Here is a 25,488-nt window from a genome sequence, read left to right on the forward strand (position 1 = left end):
CCCGGTCGCCCGCCGGGGTGGCGGAGGACCGGGCTCACTGCGCAGCGCGGCCTCAGCCGCCGTGCAGGTCGCTGCGCCGCGTCGTCGGGGCGTCGGGGTCGGCCATGCCGAAGACCGGGTCCGGCCGGTCGTCCACGTAGGCCGGCTGCGCGTCCAGGTGGTGGCGTCGCCCGATGAGCACCGACAGCAGCACACCGGTCAGCAGGAGCAGGACACCGAGGATCGTGAGGACCAGCGGCAGGGTCGAGTGGACCATCTTGAGCAGGCTCGAGGCACTCTTGTACTCCTCGACGTTCTTGTCGACGGTCTCCTTGGTGAAGCGCGACTCGGTCTCGAGCGCCTTGAGCGACTCGCCCTCGTAGCGGAACTCCTGGTTCTGCAGCTCCAGGCGGTCGAGGACGACGCCCGTCACCGGGTCGACCCAGAAGGTGCGCTTGTTGCTGTAGAAGCGCTCGGCCTCGACGGCACCGTTCTCCTTCGCCTTCGGGAAGAGGCTGCCCGGCAGCTCACGGGTGCCGGTCTTGGTCTCCGGGACCTCCATCGTGAACCGGTAGACGTTCATGCCCTGCAGGTCCTCCTCGCCCTCGTACTTCACGGGGAAGGACTGGCCGGCCGAGCTGTCCCACCACCGGTAGGTGTCGACGGGCTTGGTGTCGAAGGGGAACTTGACCAGCAGACCGTCGCGCTTGACCTCCTGGCCGTCGCGGGCCTCGCCGCAGCAGTTGACGGCCTCACCGGTGTGACGGTCGAAGACGTAGACCTCGGTGGATCCGTCCATCGGCATGTTGTCGCCGTTGTTGTCGCTCACCTGGCCGCTGTTCCAGATCGCCAGGTCGCGGCCGGAGTCCTCGGATGCCTGCTCGGACGCCTCCGGGTCACCGATGATGCGGCTCGTGGTGGTCAGCTCGCCCGAGCCCGGCTTGACGTTGTCGGCGTCGAAGAAGGAGGCGTTGGGGTCCTGCACCACCTGCGTCGTGTTCTGGTCCAGGGGGACGACCGCGAGCTTGGGGTAGGCATAGAACCGCAAGAGCAGCCCCATGGTGAGGATGAAGGCGCCGACGCCCATGATGATCGCCGGCAGCAAGAACTTGCGCACGAAAAGCCTCCTTGGCCCTGAAGAACTTACCGGACGGTAGCACCATTCGGCACACCGCGCCCGGCTGGACGACAGCGTAGGGGACGTGACCTCGGACTCGCCCGATCCGCGGCCTGCGCGAGGCCCCTCATGTCGCGAGGATCCGGGCCACGACGGCCCCGGCGTCGGGTCCCGGAGGGCCGACCCGCTCCGCCCGCATCCCGAGCCCGATGGCCGGCTCGAGGTCGCTCGGCATGTCCCCGACCACGACGCACCGGGCGGGGTCCGCCCACGGTGCCCGGCGCAGTGCCTCGACGAGGAGACCGTCCAGCGGCTTGCGGCAGCGGCAGGCCCCCCGCTCGTGGGGGCACACCGCGATCGCGTCGATGCGTCCACCGTCGGCCGCGAGCAGCTCCCGCAGGCGGGCGTGGACCGCCAGCAGGTCCGTCCGGTCCATGAGGCCCCGGGCGATGCCCCGCTGGTTGGTGACGACGACCGTGCGGCAGCCCGCGGCCGTGAGCGCCGCGACCGCCTCGGACGCCCCGGGCAGGAGCTGGAGCTCGTCCGGCCGGGTGACGTAGCCGTCGGGCACCCGGACGTTGAGCGTCCCGTCCCGGTCGAGCAGGACGAGGTCGAAGGGGGTCCCCTCGCCGGGCGCGGTCAGCGTCCCGGGGCCGAACCACCAGGGCGCCGCGGTCAGGGGTGGTCCTGCAGGGCGTGGTCGACGGCCTCGCACCAGGCGTGGGCCCAGAGCATGTGGACCTCCTGGATGCGCGGCGTCTCCCCGGAGGGCACGACGAGCAGGTGGTCGGCGAGGTGGTCCTGGCCGGCTCCCTTCGCACCCGTCATGAGGATCGTGGTGAGCCCGCGCGCGCGGGCCTCGCCGAGCGCCGCGACGACGTTGGGGCTCGTGCCGGACGTCGACATCGCGAGCAGGACGTCCCCGGGTCGCCCGAAGGCCCGGACACCGCGGAGGAAGACCTGGTCGAAGCCGTAGTCGTTGCCGATGGCGGTGAGCGACGAGTGCGACTCGGCGAGGCTGATCGCCGGGAGCGGGTGCCGGTCGCGGACGCACTTGCCGAGGAACTCGGCGGCGACGTGGCTGGCGATCGCCGCCGAGCCGCCGTTGCCGGCGACGAGCAGGGTCCGCCCGGCGAGCAGGGCGTCCAGGACCGCCCGGCCCGCGGCGTCCGCCGCGGAGCGCAGCAGCGGCTCGGCCACCTGCTCGGCGAGCCGGGCCCAGGCGGCGATGCCCGCGTCCAGCTGCTGCGTCACGAGGGCGTGCCGCTCCTCGGTCGATGTCATGGCTGGCCCTTCCAGGTCGTCACGCCGTGCTTGGTGAAGGTGAACTCGGAGACGGTGAGGCCGAGTCGGATGAGCTCGTCGGCCACGAGGTGGCGCCGCTCGAACTCGCAGATGAAGATCAGGTGCCCGCCGCCGCCGGCGCCGGTCACCTTGCCACCGAGGGCGCCCGTCGCGAGGGCCGCCTCGACCGCGTCCTGGATGAGCGGCGTCGAGATGCGCGAGGACATCCGCTGCTTCTCCTGCCAGGCGATCCCGAGGAGCCGACCGATCTCGTCGACGTCCCCCCGCAGGAGGGCCACGCGCATCGCGTCGGCGAGGTCGCGCTGCGCCCGCAGGCCGGCGACTGCCTCCTCGTTGCCCGTCTCGTAGCGGGAGACCTGGTCCTCGATGATGTGGTCGCTCACCCGCGTGCGTCCGGTGTAGGCGAGCAGCATGTTGTGCTCGAGCTCGTGCACGGTGTCGGGGCGCACCCGCAGGGGGTTGACGACGACCTCGCCGTCGCGACGGAACTCCATGTAGTTGAACCCGCCGAAGGCGGCCGCGTACTGGTCCTGGTAGCCGCCGGGGATGTGCAGGTCGTCCCGCTCGAGCCGGTAGGCCAGCCGGGCGATCTCGTGCGGGCCGAGGTCGAGCCCGCAGTGCCGGGCCACCAGGTCGATGACCGCGACCATGACGGCGCTCGAGCTGCCGAGCCCGGAGCCGGGCGGCGCGTTGGTGTGCAGGAAGAGGTCGAAGCCCTCGGACCGGATCGCCCCGTCGAGGGTCATGATCTGCGCGATCGCCGCCCTGGGCAGGTCGAGCTCCCCGTCGAGGACGAAGGGGGTGCCGACGTCGTAGCCGATCGAGGTCCCGTAGTCGTGGGACTCGACGGTGATGTGACCGTCCGTGCGCGGCCGCAGGGTGGCCCAGGCGTAGCTGCCGATGGTCGCGCTGAGCACCGCGCCGCCCTCGCGCTGCGGGAAGGGGGCGACGTCCGTGCCACCGCCGGCGAAGCTGACCCGCAGGGGCGCGCGGGCACGCAGGACCGGACGCGACGTCATGGGTGGCCTCTCGATACGACGGTGAGCGATGATGACGGAATGGTAAGTGACCCGCAGGTAGGACGGGTGGCGGATGTGGCGGGTCGCATGCTCGGGCTCGACCTGCTGCGTGCAGTGGCGGCCTGGCTCGTCCTGCTCTCGCACGTGGCCTTCTGGACCGGGGCCGGCGCCTCCGGGGTCGTGGGCGGGCTCGCGGTCCGGGGCGAGCTCGGCGTCGCGATCTTCTTCGCCCTGTCCGCCTTCCTGCTGTCCTCCCCCTTCGTGCGTCGTGCCCTCGGTGGCACCGCGGACTGGTCGACCAGGCGCTACCTCGTGCGGCGTGCGGCACGCATCCTGCCCGCCTACCTTCTCGCGCTCGCGGCGGTCGTCGCCGTCGCCGCTCGCCTCGGCGGTGCCGCGGCGAGCGTGCTCGACGTGCCGACCGTGCTCGTCCACCTCGTCATCGGCCAGGGCTGGACGGGGCGCACCTTCCAGTCCTTCACCCAGACGTGGAGCCTCACGACCGAGGTGACCTTCTACCTGCTCCTGCCGCTCGTCGCGTGGCTCCTCGCCCCGCTCGTGCGCGGCGCCTCCCCCACCGCCGCGACCCGTCGCCTGCTGTGGCTCTGCCTCCTCGTCGGGGTGCTCGGGCTCGGCACCCAGACCTTCGCGGCGCTGCTCGAGGGGACCCCGGGCGGGGTGCTCGCCACGAGCGCGGCCGGGCACGCTGCGTGGTTCGCGCTCGGCGTGGCCGTGCGCGTGCTCGTCGAGGCGGAGCGGGTGGACGCCCTGCCGGCCGACCGTCCGTGGCTCGAGGTCCTGCGCACGAGCCCGGGGACCCTCGTCGTCCTCGCCGCCGTCCTGTGGCTGCTCGCCTCGACCCCGGTCGCCGGCCCGCGCGGCATCGAGGCCTCGTCGCCACCGGAGGCGCTCGCCGCCGAGGTGCTCTACGGGCTCGTCGCGGGGTGCCTGCTCCTCGCGGCGACGACGCGCGGCCTGTCCTCGACCCTCGCCGACTCCCCCGTCGCCGGCGCCCTGCGGTGGCTCGGCGACATCTCGTACGGGGTCTTCCTGTGGCACGTGCTCGTGCTGCAGGTCGCCTTCGCGGCCCTCGACCTGCGGCTCTTCGCTGCGCCCTTCGCGCTGACGCTCGCCCTCGTGACGCTCGTCAGCGTGGGTCTGGCGCACCTGTCGTGGATGCTGCTGGAGCGTCCGGTGCTGGCACTGGCCCACCGTCGGCCCGCGGACGCACCAGAGCCGCTGCCAGCACCCCGAGGCTGAGCGCGCCGAGCACCTGGGAGACCATCGCGCCGGCCGACTGGCGCTCGGCGACCCCGAGCACCGCCAGCGCGACCCCCGCTGCCCCGAGGACGAGCACGACCGCGGCCGCCCGCCGCCGCACCGGCACGAGCGCGCCCACCGCACCCGCGAGCAGCCCGGCCCAGCCCGCGACGAGCAGGCCGACGAGTGCCGCGAGCAGGACGCCCACGACGAAGGGGGCCACTCCCCCGGCGGGGACGTCCGTCGGCTCAGGGCCGGCCGGCTCCACGACCCGGTCGTCGACGGCCGACGAGCGCGCAGGACGGCGCGCCCGGACCAGCTCGACGAGCCCCCACAGGAGCAGGAGCCCCGCGAGGACGGCCCCGACGAGCAGGGCGAGCCGGTGCTGCCCGTTGGGCACGAAGTCGATCGTGATCCGCTCGCTCGCTCCCCCGGGCACCACGAACCCCTGGCGCCACCCGTCCACGGTGACCGGCTCGAGCCGCACGCCCTCCTCGTCGACGGCCCGCCAGCCCGCGTTGGCCCCCTGCGACAGGGCCAGGACCGAGGGCCCACCGGCCCCGACGTCCGCGAGCCACCGGCCGGTGTGCTCGCGCTGCGTCGTCACCGTGCGGGTCGGCGCCACCTCGGACCGCACCCAGCCGACGGGCACGAGGGCGACCGACTCGGGGACCAGACCCGGGACGCCGGCCGCCGTCACCGTGCCGCCACCGGCGGGCAGCTCGCCGCAGGCCGTCGCGGCGACCGGTCGGCCGCCGACGAGGTCGGCGCGCGGTGCGGTGAGGGACAGACCGATGCGGCCCTCGTCCCGGCCGACGGCACCTGCGGCGCTGCAGCCCAGCGTCACGGTCGTGGGCGGGGCGCCCGCCTCGGGCAGGGTGACCTCCGGCCCGGACCATGCGGCGCGGCCGGGGGGCCGGGTGAAGACGAGGGAGACCTGGCGTGTCTCCTGCGCCGGGATGCGCAGCTCGGTGCCCGCGGGCAGCACGTGGCGCTGCGTGTCGGTCGCGACGGTCACCGAGCCCACGGACCGGTCGAGCCTGATGGTGCCGACCCGCCGCTCCCGGCCGAGGTCGATCCGCAGCGTGGGCCGCGCGGCACCGACCGCGGGCCGCCACCGTGTCGTGGGGTCGCCGTCGAGGGCGGCGACCGGCCAGTCGGCCAGCCCGGACGCGGCGGGGTCGGTGTCGGGTGCGGTGCTGCCGGTGAGGCTCCACGGTGCGGTCACGAGGTCCTGCGCGGCCTCCCCCGGGCGCACCCGCACGGACGCCTCCACCCGGGTCGTCGGCAGGTGGCCCACCCGACGGACGAGGTCGCCGGGGTCCTCGCCCGCCCCGACGTCGACGCCGCCGCGCGGGTCGCGCGTCAGCAGGGCCGGGCCCCGGCCCGGCGGCAGGGCCAGCCCCGTCCCGAGACGGGGGCCGTCCTCGAGCTGCACCTCGCGCACGCCGACCGGCGCCCCGCGGCGCGTCGGGTCCCCGCCCGCACGCTCGAGGTCGACGGTGACCTCGGTGCGTCCGCGACCGTCGAGGGGGACGCGCCAGGTCTTGGTCCCCTCGAGCAGCTCGCCGTCGCTGCCGGCGACGCGGACGCCCGACAGCGGGGCGAGGGTGCCGCCCCACGCCTCGTGGACGAGCACGGCCGTCGGCCGGTGGGTGTCGGGGAGGCGCAGCGTGAAGGACTGCCGGCCCAGCCCGTCGCCGCTCACCCAGGCGGTCGTGGGGTCGCCGTCGACCATGGCCGCCGGGCCGGTCCCCGCGCCCCCGGGGTCTCGGGCGAAGGGGTCGGCAGCGGTCGAGCTCACGGCGAGCCCGGAGAGCCCGCGCCAGAACCGGGTGGTGCGGGCGACCGCCGAGCCGCCCGGGTCCAGGTCCTTGGTGCCGACGATCTCGGGCCAGAGGTTGGTGGCGGGCAGGGTGGGGCTGCGGCTGTCCGACGGCGGTCGTCCGGAGTTGCGCGCCTGCCACCGCAGCGTGTCGGTGCGCACGTCGGCGTCCTCGCCGCGGGCGGCCGTGGTGAGGGCGTCGGGGTCGACCAGTCCCGAGGCGAGCAGCGCGAACCAGCCCTCGGGCGCGGCGGCGACAGGGACCACCCCGTCCCGGGGCACGAGGACCATGGGCTCGGCCGGGACGTCCAGCCGCCAGATGCTCACCCGGTCCTGGCCGTCGCCCTCGGCCCAGACCCGGGTGATGCCGGGGGTGGCCTGCAGGGTGTCCGCCACCCGCCGGGGGTCCATCGCGCCGACGGCCTGCTGCAGGCCGCCGCGGACGACGACGCGGGAGACGCCGAGCCGCCGCAGCCCGGGGACGATCTCCGGCCGGCTGCGCCCCGTCGCGGTCATCTCGTCGAGGTGGTCGAGGATCCTCGTGGCACCCGGGTGCCCGAGCGGCGCGGCGGCCCGGGTGAGCACCGGTGAGGCCGCGAGCGCCCCGAGGGGCTCGTCGGTGACGCGTCCCCACGTGAAGTCCGCGGTGCGCGCCCCGGGGAGCACCAGCGTCGTCCCGCCGTCGCGGGACGCGAGCTCGTCGACCTCCCGGGCCGCCTCGGTCCACGTCCCCGGCAGGTCCTCCGGTGCCCAGGCATCACCGACGCGACCGACCCACAGCGGCGCGAGCGAGCCGACGAGGGCGAGCACGGTCGCGACGACGACGCCCTGCCGCACCACGGGACCGGCGCCGCCCTCCAAGCGGGTGGCCCAGTGGGCGAGCAGGCCCACGCCGAGGGCGACCGGCAGCCGGATGAGCAGGTCGGCCTTGTGGACGTTGCGGAAGGGGGCGAGCGGCCCGTCGAGCAGGTCCTGCACGACGGACGCGAGCGGCCCGGAGGCCGAGCCGGAGCGCCCGACCGTCATCGCGAGCACGCCGAGCAGCACCAGGACGAGCGCCCAGCGCGTCAGCTGCGCCGCGGGCCGCCCGGACGAAGGGGGCGGGTCGCCCCCTTCGCCCCGGTCCCGGGTACGCACGAGACCGGCGAGGCCGAGCCCGGCGAGCAGGGTCGTCGCGAGGATCGCCGAGAAGGACTGGGCGAGGACCCACCCGCTCTGCCACGTCGGCTGGTCGCTGCCGGTGAGGATGTAGGCGATCCAGTGGTTGGCGCCCCGCAGCACGTTGGTGACGGACGCGACCGCCGTCGTCGTCGACGCCAGCTCGATGTGGTCGAGGAAGGGGTAGGAGTAGCGGCCGAGGACGAGCAGCGGACCCAGCCACCAGGCCGCCCCGGCGACCGCACCGAGGAGCCACCACGCGAGGGCCCGCCAACGGTGCCGGCCCGCCGGCGCGAGGAGCAGCCAGGCGGCCGCGGGGACGAGGGCCACGAGCGAGACGGTCGCGTTGACCCCACCCAGGCATGCGGTGAGGAGTCCGGTGAGCACCGCCGTGCGCCGCCGGTCCGCGGCGAGCGCGCCGGGGGCGACGGCGCGCGCGGCGACGAGGACGAGCCAGGGGGCGAGCGCCTGCGGCCACACCTCGACGGAGATCTCCGAGAGCACGGTGAGCACCCGCGGCGACAGGGCGAAGACCCCGCCGACGAGCAGCGCCGGGACCGGCGCCAGGCCGGCGACCCGTCGGGCCAGGCGCTCGGCGCCGACGAAGGCCACGACGAGCAGGAGCGTCCACCACAGCCGCTGGACCGCCCAGGCCGGCGCGCCCACCGCGTCGCCCACGAGGAAGAAGGTCCCCATCGGCCAGAGGTAGCCGTAGGCCTGGTTCTGCAGCTCGCCGATGCCGGTGTGGTCGTTCCACGCCCACAGCGCCCGGCCGAGGTAGCGCGCCGGTGACAGGACGAGGTCGGTCTTGGTGTCCGGCTGGATCGTGCCCGGCGCGATGAGCCAGGGGATGACCGCGACGAGCAGGGTCGCGGCGAGGCGCTGGAGGCGCTCGCGCAGGACGTCGACCCGGCCGTCAGCCGTCATCGGCGACGCAGGACGAGCAGGAGGTTCCACGTCACGACCTCGCGCAGGCCGGGGACGCGCAGCACGGCCCGCGCCGCGTCCGGCAGGTATCGGGGCCGGGCGACGAGGACGTCCGCGTCGGCCCGGCGCGCCCACTCCAGGCCCTGGCGCACGCTCACGCGGTGCAGGGTCTCGCCGACGCGGTTCTTCGGCGGGTGGCCGTGGCGACGCTCGTACCGACGGACCGCGCGGTCGCCGCCGAGCCAGTGCCACGGTGAGGTCTCGTGCCCGCCCCACGGCGAGAGCCAGTTGGTGTACGAGAGGAGGACGATCCCGCCCGGCCGGGTGACGCGGAGCATCTCGTCGGCGACGGCCTCGGGGTCGGGCACGTGCTCCCACATGTTGCTCGAGAAGACGACGTCGACGCTCCCGTCCGCGAGCGGCAGCCGCAGGGCGTCGCCGACGACCCCGCCGTCCCGCACCGAGGGGACCGCCGGGTCGTGGTCGAGCGGCACGTAGCGCGCGCCCTCCGCGCGGAAGGCGCGGGCGAACTCGCTCGGGCCGGCGCCCACGTCGAGGACGGTCCGGCCGTCGAGGGGGGTGTGCTCGCGCACCAGCCCGATGGAGTCGCGCGCCAGCTCCGAGTAGAAGCGCTCCGGCTCGGTCTGCTCGACGAGGAAGGCCGAGAAGAGGCGCACCGACCGGCGCACCCCGCGACGCATGGGCTGGGAGGTCATCGGCACGACACCCATCATGGACGACGCGCGAGCAGCTGCAGGGTGGGGCGGCTGCGCGGGGAGACGAGGCGCTGGGCCAGGACGAAGGGGAGGCTGGCCACGGCCGCGGCGAGCACCGGTCGCGAGCCGAGGACCCCCTGCGGCCGCTCGCCCGGACGGACCGCCCGGGCCAGGCTCGCGGCGTCGACGCTCAGGCTGTCGAGGAGCAGCCGCCGCACCTCGACGTCGACGAAGCCGGCTGTCCGCGCGGCCCGCGCCAGGGAGTCTGCGGTGAAGAAGCGGATGTGCGTCGGGTCCTCGAGCATCCACCAGGCGGCGCCGTACCGGGTGAGGCCGGTGCTGTCCCCCGCCGGCGTGAGGAAGCTCGCGCGACCACCCGGCCGCAGCAGGTCGAAGGAGGAGCGGAGCGCGGCGTGCGGGTCGACGACGTGCTCGAGGACGTGGATGCCGTACACGAGGTCCTGCTCCCCCGGCAGGTCCGTGGCCTCCTCGATGCCACCGGTGCGCAGGTCCCCCTTCGCGCGCACGACCTCGTCGACGCCGACCTGCAGCTGGTCGGGGTCGACCCCGGCCACCTGCGCGCCGTCGTCGAGGAAACGGCGCAGCATCGTCCCCGCGCCGAACCCGACCTCGAGGACCCGCTCCGGGACACCGTCACGGACGAGCTCGCGGTAGGTGAGGTCGAGGCGGATGCGGTCGAGCGTCGGCTCGCCGCCGTACGCGAGGTCACGGTGGTTCGCCGGGCAGCGGTCGAGGTCCCGCACCAGGTGCCCGCAGCGCTCGCACCGCTCGAGCACGCAGCCCCCGCGCACGGCCTGCCCGCGGACCGGGCCGTCGCACACCTCGCAGCGCGGATCCGCGGCTTCACCTACCCTTGGGTAACTCACGGCGCTAGCCTAACCGTCGGCGTTGCACCCCTGGCAGCGCGACAAGGAGAGACGAATGACCTGGAGCACGACGACCCCGAAGCGGCGGCTGAGGGTGCTCTACCTGTCCTGGCGCGACCGCGAGAACCCCGAGGCGGGCGGCGCAGAGACCTTCACCGAGCGGACCTCCGAGGTGCTCACCCAGCAGGGCCACGAGGTGACGATCTTCACCGCCACCTTCCCCGGCTCCGCCCCGCGCACCCGGCACGGGGACGTCGACGTCATCCGTCGCGGCTCCAAGTTCAGCGTCTACCTCCACGGCATGTGGCACCTGCTGCGCCACGGCCACGACTACGACGTCGTCCTCGACGTGCAGAACGGCGTGCCCTTCTGGTCGCCCCTCGTGACGCAGGTGCCCGTCGTCAACATCGTCCACCACGTGCACCGCGAGCAGTGGACCGCCGTCTTCGGTCGCAAGGTCGCCCGGCTCGGGTGGCTCCTGGAGTCCCGCGTCGCCCCCTGGGTCTACCGCCGCAGCCGCTACGTCACCGTGTCGAAGTCGACCCGCACCGAGCTCGAGGAGCTCGGCGTCGACCCCGGCCGCGTCGACCTCGTCTACTCCGGCAACGACCGGCCCGCCGACCTCGACCGGTTCGCCCGGCTCGAGCGGACGCAGGCCCCGACGATGCTCTTCCTCGGCCGCCTCGTGCCGCACAAGCACGTCGAGCAGGCCGTCGACATCCTCGCCTCCCGGGCCATGTCCCACCCCGACCTCGAGCTGCACGTCGTCGGGGGCGGCTACTGGGAGGACTCGATCGCCGAGCACGCCCGGGCGCGGGGCGTCGCCGACCGCGTCCACCTCCACGGATTCGTCCCCGAGGAGCGCAAGCACGAGCTGCTCGCCCGCGCCTGGGTCGTCGTCATGCCCTCGCACAAGGAGGGCTGGGGCCTGACGATCGTCGAGGCCGGCCTGCACGGCACCCCTGCCGTCGCCTACGGCTTCGCCGGCGGCCCGAGCGAGTCGATCGTCCACGGCCGCACCGGCCTGCTCGCCGACTCGGTCGGGGAGTTCGAGGACCACGTCATCCGGCTCGTCGACGACGCCGTGATGCGTCGCGACCTCGGCCGGACCGCGCGCCTGTACGCGAGCTCCTTCGACTGGGGCCGCGCCGGACGGCGCCTCGAGTCGGTCATCGAGTCCGTCCTGGGTCTGCGCGAGCGCTACCGCGACGACGTCATCGACCTCGACGCGCTCATCGCCACCCGCCCCGTGGAGGACCACGCGCCGGACTTGCAGGCCGTCGCGTCCTGATCGACGGCCCTGCCCGGCCATGACGAAGGGGGCGTCCGCTCGAGCGAGCGGACGCCCCCTTCGTGGGGTCTGGGGCAGATCAGCTGTTGTAGTTGATGATCTGCTGGTTCTCCTGAGGGACGGACTTGTTGCCCTCGTACTGCACGATGCCGAAGATCAGCAGCGCCGCCATCGCCGCGCCGAGCACGGTGCCGACGACGTTGTAGGCCAGCTTCTTGGAGCCGTCGTTGTTCACAGGTGTCCTCCGTCAACGGATGTCGTTCCGGCCATCCTATACCGGCCGGTCACTTCGCGGCGAGTCGTGCGGACGTGTCCCCGGTCCCACCCCGGCGCGTGCGCCAGAGCCCGCCGACGGACCCGATGAGCGCCGCCGCGGTCCCGGCGAGGCCGAGCCCGCGCAGTGCGTCCGCGTCGTCCGAGACGGGGTCAGGGCGTCCGAGGTCGACGACCCGCAGGTCGCCGACCGTGCGCGTCGCGAGCCCGTCGAGGGCCGGCACGGTGCCCTCCGGGGCGGGCTGGTCGGTCTGCACGACCACCCAGCGGACCCCGAGCGACCTGAGCACCCCGGGGACGTCCCCTCCCGACGCGAGCGCCTCCGCGACCCGCGCCGACGCGGGGTCCTCTCCGGCCACCGTGCCATCACGTAGCGGCAGCCGGTCGTCGGAGACGACCTGCTGCGGGAGCAGCCTGTTCCACGGGTCCAGGACGACGCGGTCCCCGTCCCACGCGTAGCGGCGGTAGGTCGACCACGGGAAGACGGCTGCCGGCTCACCGCTGCGGCCCACCTCGCGCGCGACGGCGAGCACGTCGTCGGGGTAGTCGACGCTCCCCCAGGCACCCGCGTGCCCCGCGGCGAGGGTGGGCAGGGTGGCGACCGGCCACAGCACGGCCACGGCCACGAGGACCCGCGGCAGGTCGCGCTCGACGAGTCGGTCGACGACGACGGCCGTGGCCACCGCGAGGAGCAGGACCCACAGCGCGACGAACTTCTGCCCGTCGCGCAGCAGACCGCCGCCGGGGACGGTCGTGACGACGGCTTCGAGCAGGGTTCGCCCGCCCGGCAGGGCCGCGAGGCCCGCGAGGAGCAGCCCGAGCACGCCGCTGGCCGTGGCGGCCCGGGTCACCGGCGCGCGCCACCAGGCGGGGCTGCGCAGCGCGAGCGCGAGGACGAGCAGGACCGCGAGCAGCGCGCCGAGGGCCACCGGCCACGTCGTGCGCTCGACGAACCACGTGCGGTCGTTCCACAGCCCCCCACCGAGCAGCAACGAGCCCAGCACGCCGAAGGGGGTGTCCGCCCCGGCCGCGAACGCCGCGGCGCCTCCCGCGTCGGCTGCGTGCGAGGACGCGCGGAGGAAGGGCCACCACCAGGCGGCGTTGGCGAGCAGCGAGATCCCGGCCACGAGCGCGAGGTCCCGTGACCGGAGGCGGATGCTCCCGTCGAGGGAGAGCACGGTCACCGCGGCGACCAGGGTGGCGAGCACGCCGGGCGTCGACCCGCCGAGGGCCGCCGCCGTGAGGGTCGCGGCGAGGAGCGCGAGGCCACGCGAGGTGCGCACCCTGGTGGCCGCGACGAGGACCCACGGCAGGAGGGCGAAACCGAGGAGGTAGCCCCAGTGGCCGATGCCGAGGCGCTCGCCGACCCACGGGTTCCACGACCACAGCATCGCGGTCGCGACGGCGCCGGGCGCGGTGCGGGCCAGCCGTCCGGCTCCGGCTCCCCCGAGCACGAAGCACCCGAGGAGGACGAGCTTCTGCACGAGCCACCCGGGCAGCACCGTGCCGAGCAGCGCGACGACGAGGTCGTTGGGGACGGCACGCGGCACGCTCCCGTCCGTGCCCAGCGTGCGGGCCGACAGCGGCAGGTCGGGGACGAAGACGAGGTCGTAGTGCAGCGTGTACCCGGGGGCGAGCGCAGGACCGAGGACGACGACGCCGACGAGTGCCCCGACCACCGCGCCCAGGACGCCGGGGCGGGTCACCCCCTTCGTCCTCATCGCGACCGGTGGAGCGCTTCGATCTCGGCGAAGGCGTCGCCCATGGCGACGCACTGCGCCGTGAGGTCGTGGTGCGTCACGACGTGGGCGCGGTTGGCGCGCCCCACCTCGGCACGCCGGTCGGGGTCCTCGAGGAACCCGACGAGGGCGTCCGCGAGGGCCTCGACGTCGTCGTCGACGAGCAGGTTGGGCGGCTGGACGGCCTCGTCGTTGGTGCCGCACCGCGTGGTGACCACCGGCAGGCCGCAGGCCAGGGCCTCCAGGTAGGCCAGGCCCAGCTGCTCGGTCCACTTCCACGTCGGTCGCGGTGCGGTGGCGAAGACCGCGGCGGAGCGCATGAGATCGGCGACGCCGGCGGTGTCGAGGGAGCCCACGAGCTCGACGCCCGTGCGCGGGTCGTCGGCGGCGGTCCGCACGAGGTGCTCGAGCGGACCGCGTCCGGCGACCTTGAGCCGTGCCTCGGGCACCCGTCGGCGCACGAGCGCCATGGCGTCGAGGATGCGGTCGATCCCCTTGTTGGCGGCGAGGGGCGAGGCGAAGACCACGACCGGCTCGGCCACCGGCTCGGCGGCGGGGTGGAAGAGCCCGATGTCGACGCCGGGCTTGACGACGCGGATGAGCTCGTCGTCGAAGTCGTTGGCCAGGAGGTGGTCGCGGGCGGCGTCGACCATGCACAGCAGCAGGTCGGCGTCCCGGCAGGAGTTCAGCGCCTGACGGTACGGCGGGACCTTGTACAGAGGCTGGTCGGGCAGGTTCTCCCACGTGATGACCGCCTGGAGCGGACGGGTGGCGCCGGCGGACCGCGCCCGACGCCGCCAGCCCGAGGCCTGGCCGGTGACGAGCGAGCACAGCTCGAGCGAGGCCACCCAGTCGTACTCGGAGGGGTCCTGCTCCCGCAGCCCGCGCACCCGGGCGAGGGCGCCGGCCTCGACGAACCGCTTGATCGGCCGCACGTAGGTGCTCGGGATCCAGTCGATCCCGCCGACCGGCTCCTGCTGAGCCATCGCGCGCACGTGGGTGCCCGGCATCCGGGACATCCAGTACAGCTCGCGGCGGGGTCGCTGGTCCGGCAGCGACACCCAGAGCATCCGACGAAGGGCGTCGCTCACGTCGCTGCCCGGTCCTTGCGGCCGCGTCGTGCCCCGAGCGCGTAGCCGCCCGCCTCCAGCGCGCGCAGGAGCACCATGCCGGCCGCGTGCGCCGGGTCCCTGAGGAGCCGACGGTGGTTGCGGGCGTAGGAGCGCAGCACGGCCCGGCCCTGGGCACCGACGGCACCCTCGTGCTCCTGCGCGAAGGCCGGGATGCTCCGGCCGTAGTAGTACCGCTTGCTGAGGACCTCGCGGACGGTGAGGCGGCCCTCGTCGTGGTCGATGATGATCGGTGCGAGCTCGATGCCGGCGCCCGAGGCGCGCATCTTCAGCCGCAGGTCGGCGTCCTCCGGGCCGGACATGTCCGTGTGGAAGGCGCCCTCCCCGAGCAGGTACTCACGACGGACGAGGCGCGGGTTGTGCAGCCACGGGTCGTCGAGGTAGCACTCGCGCTCGAGGGCGCGGCAGGCGGTCCAGAAGCCCTCGCCGATCGTCCGCTCCGGCAGGGCGATGCCGCTCGCGCCGGTCGCGCAGGCGGTCTCGAGCGCCATCGCGACGGTGCGTCGCGGCAGCACCATGTCGCTGTCGAGCCAGAGGACCCACTCGGAGCTCGCGGCCTCGATGCCGGTGTTGCGCTGGGCGGAGCGCTCGGGGCCGGCGGTGATGACCCGGTCGGCGTAGCGCTCGGCGACCTCCCGGGTCCCGTCGGTGCTGTGGTTGTCCACGACGACGAGTTCGAGGGGCCGGTGCGTCTGCTCGGTCACCGAGCGCAGGCAGGCCTCGATGGTCCGGATGTTGTCGCGGGTCGGGACCACGACGGTCACCGACCCCGGGATCGGGTGCTGGTCGGGCGCGCTCACGTGGTGCTCTCCTTGGGAGGGTCGGGTCGCATGAAGGTACCGAGGACGGCGAGGACCACGCCGGCCCCGGCCAGGTGGTGCGGGACGAGGGAGGCCTTGATGGTGTCGGCGTCCACGGAGCCGAGGGTGCCCTCGACGAGACCGGCCTGGACGAGGTAGGCGGCCGCCGAGAGGACGACCAGCGCCGCGCCCGCCGCGATGAGGCGACCGGGTCGGGGCCCCTGGCGCCGCACGAGCAGCATCGCAGCCAGCGCCCCGAGGGATCCACCGATGCCCGTGAGGACGAAGGCGCCGAGGACGATGCCCACCTCGACGAGGACCCGCGAGCGGCCGGAGCGGTCGGCGAGGACACGGCCGAGGCCGACGAAGGGGAGCGGGTCGCGTGCGACGACCGGCTCGGGCACGGCGGCCTGCTCGGCCGGGGCAGCGGTCTCGGCTGCAGCTGGGTCGACGAGCGGCTCCTCGGGCCACTCGGTCTCCCGCTCGGTGCGCACCGCGGCGACGCGCCGCCGCACCAGCGGGGTCAGGAGGAGCACGAGCGCGACGAGCAGGCTGAGCCCGCTCACGAGCAGCGCGACGTCCGCGCGGCGCTGCGGACCGTAGCCGATGCTCACCTCGTGGGCCGCGAGGTCGTCGACGTACCACCCGGCGGCGTAGCCGTCGACGACGACGGGCGGGCCGAGGTCGGTGCCGTCCTCGAGCGTCGCGCGCCAGCGCGGGTCGTGCCCCTCGCCGATGGTGAGGAAGTACGGCGTGCGGGCGGCGCCGACGGAGACGGTCATGGACGCGGAGAGCGTCGTGCGGTCGACCTCGACGACGGGCGGTGGGACGGTCTCGGTCGGCTTGGTCCCCTGCCGGTCGCGCAGGGTGAGCCCGTCGAGCTGGATGTCGTCGACCGGACGGAGCCGGTGCTCCCCCCAGGTGATCGACTGTGCGGCGCACCCCTGCCAGGTCGTGGCGGGCCCGTCGCGGCCGGCGATCGCCTCGGGGTCGCTCGGGCGCATGCGGACCGGGTCGCCGTCGATGGTCGCGACGGGGATGCACGGGCGGCTCTGCTCGCCCTGCTCGAGCTCGACCCCGGTGTCGATGCTCGTGAACCGGGGCGGCCGGTTGCCGTCCGAGTCGTCGACCTCGTCGACGGCCACCCGCAGGGTGCGGCCGCTCGTCCTCGGGGGGAGCGTGATCGTGGTGGTGCTCCCACGCCCGATCCGGGCGTCGGCGACCTCCTCGCCGTCGACGAGCACCCGGGCACGCGTGGCCCACATGGTGTCGCCCTCGTCGTCGGGGCCCGGGGCCTGGGTGATCGCCACCCTGTCGAGGTCGCGCTGCGGTCCGGTGACCTCCCACCACGCGTCGGCCAGGTCGCCGCCGGGGACCCACGCGGTCCGCGGGTCGCCGTCGGCGGCCTTGGAGGCGCGCACGTCGAGGGCGTCGAAGTAGGTGCGGTTGGAACGCATCCGGTAGGTGTCGGCCGCGCCGGAGAGCTCGTCGGCGAGGTGCTCGAGGTCGCCGGTGGCGCGCACCCGCGCCTCCATCCGGACCTCGCGGTCGTCGGGCAGGGTGAAGTCGCGTCGCAACCCCTGCTCCGAGTCGTCGGTCGGCGCATCGGTGTTGACCACGCGGGTGAAGCTCACGTCGAGAGGCGTCTGCCCGAACTCGGAGCGCTCACGGGCGTCGAGGCCGGAGTAGAGACGGGACAGGGTGTCCGGCGTCCGCACGGTCCGCTCGGCGACCAGGCCCTCGGCACCGAGGTCGACCTCGGACAGGCCCACGAGGCTGAAGCCCTCCCCCCGCAGCCCGGCGACGGTGATCCTCACCCGGTCGGTCGTGATGCCGCCGAGCTGGACCTCGGCCGTGCCGTCCTCCTCGACCTTCGCGGTGCGGGTGGACTCACCCGCGTCCACGCGCAGGCTGTCGATCTCGACGCCGCCGAGCGCTGTCGTGTCGATGCGGACCCGGCCCAGCTGGCGCTCCCGGGGCAGACGCAGGGTGATCGACTCCCCCTTCGCCCGCTGGAAGTCACCGAAGAGCCACGACGTCCGCCGGTCGCCGTCGATGGCGTGCTCCGCGACGCCGTGCGGCAGGTCGAAGAAGGCCCCGCCGGAGCTCGTCGCGGTGGCGCGCACCCCGTCACGCACGAGGGTGCTCTGGTCCTGGGCGTCGCCGAGCGCGCGGGTGAGCGCAGGGGTCTCGTCGGCGGCGAGGACGGCGCCCTGGTTGGCCGTGAGGCGGTTGGTGATCGCGGCGCGACGCTGGTTGGTGTCGGTGAGCACCATCCGCCCGCCGTCGCGCAGGACCTCGCGCAGCTGCTCGTCGGTGACGTCGTGCGCGTACCGGAGCGCGGGCGTGTCGTCGAGGAGGCCCTGCTCGGCCAGTGGTGGGATCGCCCAGGCATCGCCGGCGACGACGACCGTGCCGGGGGTGGGCGTGGCACGCACGACGCCACGGTGCCCCCGGACGCCGTAGAGCTGCAGGGGCGAGAGCACGGCCTCGTCCTGGGAGACCGGCGGCACCGCGTAGGTGAACATGTTCTGACCCGGGGCGCCGAAGTTGGCCAGCCCCCGCAGGCCGGGGTCGCCGCCGAGCGCACGAGCCGTCTCGCCGGGGCGGGCACCCCCGGTGTCCTCCCAGTTGACGTCGTGGCGCAGCAGCACACGGTCGGCCCCGAGGTAGCGGGCGAAGGGGGAGACCTCGTGGCTGCCCGCGGTGCCCTGCTGCAGGGTGGCGTCGAGGGCCGCGAGGAAGTTGCCACCGGTCGCGGAGGTGTTGGGGATCGTCTCCGGGATGACGGCATCGCGCTGCATGAGCGAGTTGGGCAGGTCGTCCGGCCGCTCGAGGCTCCAGCGGTAGGAGGAGCGCGTCTGGCCGGGCAGGAGCAGCACCCGGCCGTTGGCGTCCCCCTCGTCGGCCGCGGCCGCGGCCCTCTTCCAGTAGTCGGGGACGTCCAGCGGCGAGACGTAGAGGTTGCCCGTGACCGCGGGGGCGACCAGCGCGACGACGACGCCGGTGGCGAGGGTGGCCACGAGCGGGACACCGCCGTTGCGCCGCAGCACCCGTGGGAGCAGCCGGACGAGACCGAGACCGATGACGAGCGCGAAGACGAGGGCGAGGCCGGCCCCGACCTTGTTGGTCGTGCGGAAGGCGACGAGGGGCGTCAGGTGCTCGAAGAGCCACCGCAGGACGATGCTGAAGGCCGAGCTGCCGTTGCCGCCCGGGTAGAGGCCGACCATGATCACGGCGACGATCGCGGTGCCCAGGGCGCTGAAGCGGGCCAGCCGGGCCGGGACGACCCGCAGGGAGGCGAGCGCGGCAGCAGGCCAGAGCATCGTCAGCAGGACGATCACGGCGCTCGTCAGGTACATCGCGTACTGCGGGATCCACGGGCCGGCGTCGGAGGAGCCGTAGTAGGACCACAGACCGAGCCCGCGCAGGACCTCGACGAAGGAGCTGACCCGAGCGATGCCGTCGAGGGACTCCGAGCCCTGGACGATCTGCGAGCCGGTGTCGCTCGCCGCGGCCCCGGGGACGAGCCAGTAGGCGGAGACGAGGACGACGAAGAGGGCGCTCCTGGCCAGCGCGGTCAGGACCTCGGCCCACGTCAACCCCTGCTCGGAGCGCACGTGGAGCACGAGCGGGATGACGAGGAGCAGCTGGTAGACGGGCACGACGCCGACGTTCATCCCGCTCATGCAGAAGAAGACGAGTCCCACGGCGGCCGGCCAGGCCCAGCTGGTCGGCTCACGCAGGGCCTTGGTCATCGCGATGAGCAGCCACGGCAGCAGGGCCATCGGCAGGGCGATGGCGAGGGTGCCTCCCGCGGCCACCGCGTACGGGTTGGCGATGTAGGCGACGCCGGCGAGCAGGCCGGCCCAGGCCCCGGCGCCCGGCACGAGGGTGCGGAGCAACCGGTTGGTCCCCCAGGCGGCGAGCGCCCAGAGCAGCAGGTGGTAGACCTTGAAGGCCATCTCCGGGTCCAGCCCCCCGGCGCGCAGGGCGGCAGTGACGACGAGGACCGGGACGAGCCCCACGTTGAAGTTCGGCGAGCCCAGGTAGGGCGAGGAGGTCCACGCCGACAGGTAGCGCGGCAGCATCTCCTGCGGGGCGAGGTAGACCTCGGGCTTGATGTCGGTCTGGAAGACGCCCCACGAGTTGCCGAAGACGACGACGGCGAGCAGGAGGAGCAGGAGTGCGGACACCAGCCGCACGGAGCCCGCGCGGTCAAGCCGGAACCGGCTGCGCACACTCACCTCTTCCTCTCGGGACGCGTCGTCCGACGGTCTCGCCCCAGTGGAACCTGCAGCACGCCGGACGGCCGATCCTAACCGACCGGGGCATTTCTGCTACCGGGGCGTAACATCGTGTGGTCATCCCCACCGACCGCCGAGGACCCCCATGACGTCACGTGCGCGCCGGGCGCTGCCCGTCGCCGGTCTCGTCCTCGGGGCCTCCATGGGACTGGCCAATGTCATGGGCTACGTCTTCGTGGCCCTCGTCTCGTCCACGCTCGGCCCGGCCGACTTCGGCGGCTTCTCAGCACTCAACACCTACGGCGTCCTGCTCGCCCTGCCCGCCGGCGCGTACCAGCTCGTCGTCGCCCGACGGCAGGGCGCTCGGTACCGCGTGACCGACCGCCACGTCACGGGGCTGCGCTCCGCGCTGGCGGTCGGCAGCGTGCTGGCGCTCGTCACCATCGCCCTCTCCCCCGTGCTCGCCCACCAGCTGCGCCTCGACACCGCGTGGTCGGTCGTGTGGCTGGCCCTCATGCTGCCCCCGATGACGCTGACCGGGGCCCTGCAGGGAGTCCTCCTCGGACGGGGCCTGCTCGGCCGGCTCTCGGTCGTCTACCTCGTGACCGCAGGATCACGACTCGTGGCCGCGGTGGTCGCGACGCTCGCCGGTTTCGACGTCGTCGAGGTCTTCGCGGCCACGCTGCTCGCCTCGGTCGCGACCCTCGGCTGCGCGCTCCTGCTCACCCGGCACGAGCTCGCCGGTGGCAGGTCGGCACGGGGCCTGCTGCGCGACCTCGTGCGCAGCAACCTCGCGCTCGCCGGCCTCATGGCGCTCTCGTCGGTCGACGTCATGCTCGCCCGCAGCGTGCTCACCGACCACGACAGCGGCTCCTACGCCCTGGCCGCGCTCTTCGGCAAGGTCGTCTTCTGGGGCACGCAGTTCGTCGCCCTGGCGATCGTGCCGAGGCTCGCGGAGGGGTCGCCCGGCGCGGTGCGCGCCACGGTCTACCGCTCCGCCGCCGGGGTCCTGGCCATCGGGACCGTCGTCGCGCTGGGCTGCGCGCTGCTCCCGGGCCGGCTCGTCGCCCTGTCGGGAGGCGCCGCCTTCACCGACGCGGAGCCGCTGCTCGTCTGGAGCGCGATCATCGGCACCCTGTGGGCGGTCGTCCAGGTGTGGCTCTTCACCGGGATGACGCGCGGTCACCACGTCCTGACCGTCGTCGTGTGGGTGGCGGCCGGGGTGCAGAGCCTGCTGGTCCTCGTGTGGTTCAACGACTCGCCCTACGAGGTCCTCGCCGCCGTGGGCGGGACCGCCGCCGTCGTCGCGGGGGTGGGGCTGCTCACCACGCCGAAGGGGGATGCCCCCCTCCCCCGTGCGGACCCGGCCGAGGCCCTGGTCGCCTGACCGAGCCCGAGCCCCACGGTCAGTCGATCGAGCTGGCCTTCTTCGAGGGGTAGAGCTTCTTCGCGAGCGGGATCAGCTCGGGGAAGCGGTGGATGGCCGTCCATGCGGCCTTCTGCCCGGGACCCAGCGAGGAGAGGTAGGCCAGCCGGCGCCACCGCACGTCCCACGGCTCGTCGGTGCCCCGCGCCGTCGCCGCGTCGCGGCGGAAGCTCAGCGCATGCAGCCCGTTGGCCCAGCGCGGGTCACCGTTGACCTCGGCGTCCCAGCGGCGCTCGACCCGCCACTGCGGGTGCCGTCGGATGTACTCCTCGTGGGCGCCGCGCACCATCGGGTAGGAGGCGTCGTCGACGAGGATGACTGCCTCGTCGGCGAGCCAGGGCTCGATGATGCCCAGGGCCAGGTAGTGCGACAGGCCGGTGTGCTCACCGTCGTAGAAGTAGACACCCACCGGACGGTCCAGGAGGCCCGGCCGTCGCAGCAGCGAGAAGCAGTTGCCCTCGATGAGGCGCACGTCCGCGTGGGCGGCGTGGGTGCGCAGGTTGTGCTCCAGCTCGGCGCGGGCCTCCCGGCCCTGCATGCCGAACTCGAGGTAGTTCTCCACGACGTAGAAGGCCTTGCCCTCCACGCCCTGGACCGCGGCGCACATCGAGCGCCCCTTGTAGCTGCCGACCTCGAGGTAGCACTCGTCGGCGGGCATGACCCGCGCTGCGGCGTTGAGGACGGCCAGCTCGTTGGCCGAGGTGTAGCCGTTGACCCTGTCTGCCAGCTCGGCGAAGACCGGGTCGGTCGGAGCGCTCGTCCGCGGGTCCCCCTCGAAGGCCTGGTCGACCGCGGCGAGGAAGTCCTCGACCCGCATCAGCGCCAGCCGTCCGAGGACCAGTCGTCGTCGCCGCGTCGGCGCGGCTCGGGGTCGGCGAAGTCGTCGTCGCGCAGGACGGACCGACGGCTGGTGCGGCGTGCGGACCGGTTGTCGTCGCCGACCTCGTCGTCGGTCTCGTCGCGGCGGGGGCGGCGCTCGGCCACGCCGGAGCGCAGCTCACGACGAGCGCGGGGTCCGTCGCCGCGCAGGTCGATGTCGTCGTCGCCACCGCGGCGCGGACCGTCGTCGTCCCACTCCTCCTCGTCGCGCGAGGCCCCCCGGACCATCCACACGACGCCGAGGCCCAGCAGGGTCGCGCCGGAGAGCCCGCTGTAGATCGCCTGGTTGCGCTGGATGCCCTCCGGGTCGTCACAGACGTTCTTGGCGTCGGTGTTGGGCGAGTTCGGGGACCCGCACTTGAAGATCCCCTGGTCCCCGCCGGTGAGGAGCGTGACCGGGGAGGTGTAGAAGTAGATCGCCGCGAAGATCAGGGGGATACCGAGGATGATCGCCAGAGGGGCGAACTGCCGGGAGGGAGTGATCGCCGCGGTGTGATCTGTCATGCGGCGCATATTACCCACGGGTTGGGCATAATGGGCGCGCCCCCTCCGGAATCAGGACATGACCTCGACCTCGCACCCGCACACCTCCCTGCCCTACCGACCGGCCATCGACGGCCTGCGGGCCTTCGCCGTCCTCTCGGTCGTCGTGTACCACATGGTGCCGGCAGCGCTGCCCGGAGGCTGGTTCGGCGTCGACGTCTTCTTCGTCATCTCCGGGTTCCTCATCACGGCGCTCCTGCTCGCCGAGTACCGCAGGCGACGGGGCCGGATCGACCTCCTCGGCTTCTGGATGGCGCGGGCCAGACGCCTCCTCCCCGCCCTCTTCGTCGTGCTCGCGGCGGTCCTCTTCGCCGCGGCCTTCCTGACCCTGCCGGGACGCACCGGCAATGTCGCCGGTGACGTCCTCGCCACGCTCGGCTACGTCGCCAACTGGCGCTTCGTGCTCGGCGACGAGGCCTACTTCGGTCAGGTCGCCTCCCCTTCGCCCGTCCGGCACGCCTGGTCCCTCGCCGTGGAGGAGCAGTTCTACCTCGTCTACCCCCTCCTGCTCATCGGACTGCTCGCGCTCGTGCGCCGCCGCGCGACCCTGGTGACCATCCTCGCGCTCGGCGCCGCCGCCTCTGCGCTGCTCATGTCGCTCCTGCACCACCCGGGGCTCGACCCGAGCCGCGTGTACTACGGCACGGACACCCGCGCCCACCAGCTCCTCGTCGGCGCCGCCGTCGCCGCCTTCACCAGCGGCGGGCCGGGCGCCGTGGACCGCGAGCGGGTGCGCGTGCTCGACCGCTGGTGCCGCCGCCTCGCCCTGCCCGCCCTCGCGGTCGTCCTCTCCGCCTCCTGGTGGGCCGGGCGTGCCCAGAGCGCCCTCTTCGAGGGCTGGGCCGTCGTCCTGTCCCTGCTCATCTGCATCGTGCTGGTCGCCGCGACGAGCCCCTCGAGCTCCCTCGCCCAGCGCGTCCTGTCCTGGGAGCCGCTGCGCCGCATCGGCCTGGTGTCCTACGGCCTCTACCTGTGGCACTGGCCGATCGTCATCTTCCTCAACGACCAGGTCCTCCCCTGGCCCACGCCCGCTCGGGTGGCCCTCCAGGCCTCGCTCACCGCGCTCCTCTCGTGGCTGAGCTACCGGTTCGTCGAGAGGCCCATCCGCAAGCAGGGCATCCGGGCGCTCGTCCCCCGGGTGCCGCGCCTCGGCGCCGTGACCTGCTGGGTCACCGCGCCCCTGCTCGTCATCGGCGCGCTGGCGCTGCCGGCCGCTGCCCGCACCGTCGCCCCCGTGAGCCCGCTGGGGTCGGACGAGATCTCCATCGCGCAGCCGGTCTACCGACCCGACGGGCGGATGACGACCGTGACCTTCATCGGCAACTCGGTCCCCAAGAGCCTCATCGAGAACTTCCGTGCCTCCAACCACCCGGACCTGCGCCTCGTCGACCACACCAACGTCGGCTGCGACCCCCTGGACGCCCCGCGCTACTTCGACGGCTCGCGCCAGCCGGACCAGGCAGGCTGCCAGGAGTGGCGCGACGGCTGGACGAAGGATGTCCCGACCGGCGAGCCCGATGTCGTCGTCTTCTTCGTGGCCCAGACGATGGTCAGCGACCGGCTCGTCGGCGGCAAGGTCGTCGAGTTCGGCTCCGACGCGTGGGTCGAGCTCGTCGAGCGCGCGCTCGATCGCGCCAGGAGGTCCGCGGGCAGCGGCCAGTTCGCGCTGATGAACCTCGCCTGCCACGACATGCCGACCTTCGGCAGCGAGGAGATCAGCCGGGTCAACGACGACGAGTACGTCGAGCGGCTCAACGACACCGTCGCGGGATGGGCCGAGCGCGAGGACGTCCCGGTCCTCGACCAGCACTCCCTCCTCTGCCCGGGCGGCACGGTGCACGACGTGGTCAACGGTGTGCCCCTGTACGACGACTCGATCCACTTCACGTCCGAGTCGGCGCCGATCTTCTGGCGGTGGCTGGCTCCCCGGCTGCAGCAGATCTCCCGCGGGGAGGACCCGTCGTAGCCCGTCTCGACGCAGTCGTCCTCGCCGGTGGCCTCGGCCGGCGGATGGATCCGCTGACCCGCGACCTGCCCAAGCCGCTGCTGCCCGTCGGTCTCCACCCGCTCGTCGAGCACCAGGTCGCGTGCCTGTCCGCGGTCGGGGTGGACCGCGTGGTCCTCGCGACGTCGTACCGCGCGGACGACTTCACCGACCTGACCCGTGCCCTCCGGGCGAAGGGGGTGCACCTCACCACCGTCGTCGAGGAGACCGCCCGGGGCACGGGCGGCGGCCTGCGCGGGGCGCTGCGGGCGCTGCCGGGGGCCGACGAGGTCGTCGTCCTCAACGGGGACCTGCTCACCGGGCACGACCTGGCGGCGCAGATCGCCTCCCTGCGCACAGCCCCCTCGGAGGTCCTCGGCTCGGTCCACGTCCGCGAGGTGCCCGATGCCCGTCGGTACGGCAGCGTGCTCACCGAGGGCCGTCGCGTCCGCGCCTTCGTCGAGAAGTCCCCCGACCCGCCGTCACGGATCGTCAACGCCGGCACCTACGTCGTGCGCGCCGCCCTGCTCGAGGTGCTCGCGGCGGGTGTGCTCTCGCTCGAGCACGAGGTCTTCCCGGCGCTGGCGGCCCGTGACGCCCTGCACGCGTACCGGGAGGAGGCCTACTTCCTCGACGTCGGCACGCCGGCCGCCCTCGTGCGGGCCAACCGCGACCTCGTGCTGGGGGACGGCCCCTCGTGGCTGCTGCGCGACGGATCGGACACCCACGGGGCCCTCGTCGCCGCAGACGCCGACGTCGACCCGAGCTCCACCGTCGCCGGCGGGTCGGTCGTGCACCCGCGGGCCTCGATCGGGCCCGGGGCCAGCCTCGAGGCGGCCGTCGTGCTGCCCGGGGCGACCGTCGCAGCCGGGGCGGTCGTGATCCGCAGCGTCATCGGCCGGGACGCACGGGTCGGACCCGGGGCGCAGGTCGTCGACGCAGCGCTCGGGACCGGGGGGTCCGCCGACTGAGCCGCCCCCCGG

At 74.0% G+C, this 25,488-nt stretch carries 19 protein-coding genes; 5 read left to right on the plus strand and 14 right to left on the minus strand.

Annotated features, from left to right (window positions below; genetic code table 11):
- Nucleotides 1–52 precede the first annotated feature (52 nt).
- From V3C34_RS11520 to V3C34_RS11535, 4 genes are all read right to left on the minus strand, one after another.
- Nucleotides 53–1,096 (minus strand): DUF3068 domain-containing protein, encoded by a 1,044-nt coding sequence (locus V3C34_RS11520; protein WP_338538049.1) that lies wholly within the window; start codon nucleotides 1,094–1,096, stop codon nucleotides 53–55.
- A gap of 127 nt (nucleotides 1,097–1,223) precedes the next feature.
- A complete protein-coding gene (locus V3C34_RS11525) occupies nucleotides 1,224–1,811 on the minus strand; it encodes an HAD-IIIA family hydrolase (protein ID WP_346007188.1) in 588 nt (195 codons plus the stop codon).
- The gene (locus tag V3C34_RS11530; RefSeq protein ID WP_345913804.1) at nucleotides 1,772–2,380 is read right to left on the minus strand and encodes a D-sedoheptulose-7-phosphate isomerase; all 609 of its coding nucleotides are present in this window, start codon (nucleotides 2,378–2,380) and stop codon (nucleotides 1,772–1,774) included. The genes V3C34_RS11525 and V3C34_RS11530 overlap by 40 nt, the downstream gene beginning before the upstream one ends.
- A complete protein-coding gene (locus V3C34_RS11535) occupies nucleotides 2,377–3,420 on the minus strand; it encodes a GHMP kinase (protein WP_068421353.1) in 1,044 nt (347 codons plus the stop codon). Before V3C34_RS11535 ends, V3C34_RS11530 begins: the two co-directional genes overlap by 4 nt.
- A 75-nt stretch (nucleotides 3,421–3,495) precedes the next feature.
- Here V3C34_RS11535 and V3C34_RS11540 point away from each other — a divergent pair, with 75 nt between their 5' ends.
- On the plus strand, nucleotides 3,496–4,680 hold the full coding sequence (locus tag V3C34_RS11540; protein ID WP_346007189.1) for an acyltransferase: 1,185 nt from the start codon (nucleotides 3,496–3,498) through the stop codon (nucleotides 4,678–4,680).
- Here V3C34_RS11540 and V3C34_RS11545 read toward each other — a convergent pair.
- Genes V3C34_RS11545 through V3C34_RS11555 form a run of 3 tightly spaced genes read right to left on the minus strand, consistent with a single transcriptional unit; the run spans nucleotide 4,568 to nucleotide 10,193 of the window.
- Nucleotides 4,568–8,590 (minus strand): alpha-(1->3)-arabinofuranosyltransferase domain-containing protein, encoded by a 4,023-nt coding sequence (locus V3C34_RS11545; protein ID WP_346007190.1) that lies wholly within the window; start codon nucleotides 8,588–8,590, stop codon nucleotides 4,568–4,570. The two genes, V3C34_RS11540 and V3C34_RS11545, sit on opposite strands and share 113 nt — an antisense overlap.
- On the minus strand, nucleotides 8,587–9,306 hold the full coding sequence (locus tag V3C34_RS11550; RefSeq protein ID WP_068421350.1) for a class I SAM-dependent methyltransferase: 720 nt from the start codon (nucleotides 9,304–9,306) through the stop codon (nucleotides 8,587–8,589). Before V3C34_RS11550 ends, V3C34_RS11545 begins: the two co-directional genes overlap by 4 nt.
- Before the next feature lie 14 nt (nucleotides 9,307–9,320).
- Nucleotides 9,321–10,193, minus strand: coding sequence for a class I SAM-dependent methyltransferase (locus V3C34_RS11555; RefSeq protein WP_346007191.1), 873 nt, complete (start codon nucleotides 10,191–10,193; stop codon nucleotides 9,321–9,323).
- 55 nt (nucleotides 10,194–10,248) lie between these two features.
- Between V3C34_RS11555 and V3C34_RS11560 the strand changes: the two genes are divergently transcribed.
- Nucleotides 10,249–11,484 (plus strand): glycosyltransferase family 4 protein, encoded by a 1,236-nt coding sequence (locus V3C34_RS11560; RefSeq protein ID WP_068421264.1) that lies wholly within the window; start codon nucleotides 10,249–10,251, stop codon nucleotides 11,482–11,484.
- Between the two features lie 79 nt (nucleotides 11,485–11,563).
- Here the strand turns inward: V3C34_RS11560 and V3C34_RS11565 are convergent, their stop codons facing one another.
- From V3C34_RS11565 to V3C34_RS11585, 5 genes are read right to left on the minus strand one after another with little or no spacing between them, the layout of a single operon-like run.
- Nucleotides 11,564–11,719, minus strand: coding sequence for a hypothetical protein (locus tag V3C34_RS11565; protein ID WP_169701846.1), 156 nt, complete (start codon nucleotides 11,717–11,719; stop codon nucleotides 11,564–11,566).
- A gap of 49 nt (nucleotides 11,720–11,768) precedes the next feature.
- Nucleotides 11,769–13,463: a hypothetical protein gene (locus tag V3C34_RS11570; RefSeq protein WP_068421261.1), complete on the minus strand. Its 1,695-nt coding sequence runs from the start codon at nucleotides 13,461–13,463 to the stop codon at nucleotides 11,769–11,771.
- 11 nt (nucleotides 13,464–13,474) lie between these two features.
- Nucleotides 13,475–14,587, minus strand: coding sequence for a glycosyltransferase family 4 protein (locus tag V3C34_RS11575; protein WP_346007192.1), 1,113 nt, complete (start codon nucleotides 14,585–14,587; stop codon nucleotides 13,475–13,477).
- The gene (locus tag V3C34_RS11580; protein ID WP_346007193.1) at nucleotides 14,584–15,426 is read right to left on the minus strand and encodes a glycosyltransferase family A protein; all 843 of its coding nucleotides are present in this window, start codon (nucleotides 15,424–15,426) and stop codon (nucleotides 14,584–14,586) included. The genes V3C34_RS11575 and V3C34_RS11580 overlap by 4 nt, the downstream gene beginning before the upstream one ends.
- Entirely contained in the window at nucleotides 15,423–19,622 is a 4,200-nt protein-coding gene (locus tag V3C34_RS11585) for an alpha-(1->3)-arabinofuranosyltransferase domain-containing protein (RefSeq protein WP_346007194.1), read from the minus strand. The genes V3C34_RS11580 and V3C34_RS11585 overlap by 4 nt, the downstream gene beginning before the upstream one ends.
- Nucleotides 19,623–19,818: 196 nt before the next feature.
- Between V3C34_RS11585 and V3C34_RS11590 the strand changes: the two genes are divergently transcribed.
- The gene (locus V3C34_RS11590) at nucleotides 19,819–21,060 is read left to right on the plus strand and encodes a hypothetical protein (protein ID WP_346007195.1); all 1,242 of its coding nucleotides are present in this window, start codon (nucleotides 19,819–19,821) and stop codon (nucleotides 21,058–21,060) included.
- A 19-nt stretch (nucleotides 21,061–21,079) separates the two neighbouring features.
- Here V3C34_RS11590 and V3C34_RS11595 read toward each other — a convergent pair whose 3' ends face one another.
- A complete protein-coding gene (locus V3C34_RS11595) occupies nucleotides 21,080–21,916 on the minus strand; it encodes a class I SAM-dependent methyltransferase (RefSeq protein ID WP_068323697.1) in 837 nt (278 codons plus the stop codon).
- Complete coding sequence (locus tag V3C34_RS11600; RefSeq protein WP_346007196.1) at nucleotides 21,916–22,482, minus strand: hypothetical protein; 567 nt, start codon at nucleotides 22,480–22,482, stop codon at nucleotides 21,916–21,918. Before V3C34_RS11600 ends, V3C34_RS11595 begins: the two co-directional genes overlap by 1 nt.
- 58 nt (nucleotides 22,483–22,540) lie before the next feature.
- Between V3C34_RS11600 and V3C34_RS11605 the strand changes: the two genes are divergently transcribed.
- On the plus strand, nucleotides 22,541–24,487 hold the full coding sequence (locus V3C34_RS11605) for an acyltransferase family protein (protein ID WP_346007197.1): 1,947 nt from the start codon (nucleotides 22,541–22,543) through the stop codon (nucleotides 24,485–24,487).
- Nucleotides 24,436–25,476, plus strand: a complete 1,041-nt coding sequence (locus V3C34_RS11610) for an NDP-sugar synthase (protein WP_346007198.1) — start codon at nucleotides 24,436–24,438, stop codon at nucleotides 25,474–25,476. The genes V3C34_RS11605 and V3C34_RS11610 overlap by 52 nt, the downstream gene beginning before the upstream one ends.
- Nucleotides 25,477–25,488 lie beyond the last annotated feature (12 nt).

This window comes from Janibacter terrae (assembly GCF_039636765.1).
Taxonomy (GTDB): domain Bacteria; phylum Actinomycetota; class Actinomycetes; order Actinomycetales; family Dermatophilaceae; genus Janibacter; species Janibacter terrae.

Excerpts from the sequence above, each read along its gene's own strand:
- V3C34_RS11545 (WP_346007190.1), bottom strand. The coding sequence starts at position 8,590 with ATGACGGCTGACGGCCGGGTCGACGTCCTGCGCGAGCGCCTCCAGCGC.
- V3C34_RS11590 (WP_346007195.1), top strand. The coding sequence starts at position 19,819 with ATGACGTCACGTGCGCGCCGGGCGCTGCCCGTCGCCGGTCTCGTCCTC.
- V3C34_RS11595 (WP_068323697.1), bottom strand. The coding sequence starts at position 21,916 with ATGCGGGTCGAGGACTTCCTCGCCGCGGTCGACCAGGCCTTCGAGGGG.
- V3C34_RS11605 (WP_346007197.1), top strand. The coding sequence starts at position 22,541 with ATGACCTCGACCTCGCACCCGCACACCTCCCTGCCCTACCGACCGGCC.
- V3C34_RS11535 (WP_068421353.1), bottom strand. The coding sequence starts at position 3,420 with ATGACGTCGCGTCCGGTCCTGCGTGCCCGCGCGCCCCTGCGGGTCAGC.
- V3C34_RS11550 (WP_068421350.1), bottom strand. The coding sequence starts at position 9,306 with ATGACCTCCCAGCCCATGCGTCGCGGGGTGCGCCGGTCGGTGCGCCTC.
- V3C34_RS11560 (WP_068421264.1), top strand. The coding sequence starts at position 10,249 with ATGACCTGGAGCACGACGACCCCGAAGCGGCGGCTGAGGGTGCTCTAC.
- V3C34_RS11600 (WP_346007196.1), bottom strand. The coding sequence starts at position 22,482 with ATGACAGATCACACCGCGGCGATCACTCCCTCCCGGCAGTTCGCCCCT.
- V3C34_RS11530 (WP_345913804.1), bottom strand. The coding sequence starts at position 2,380 with ATGACATCGACCGAGGAGCGGCACGCCCTCGTGACGCAGCAGCTGGAC.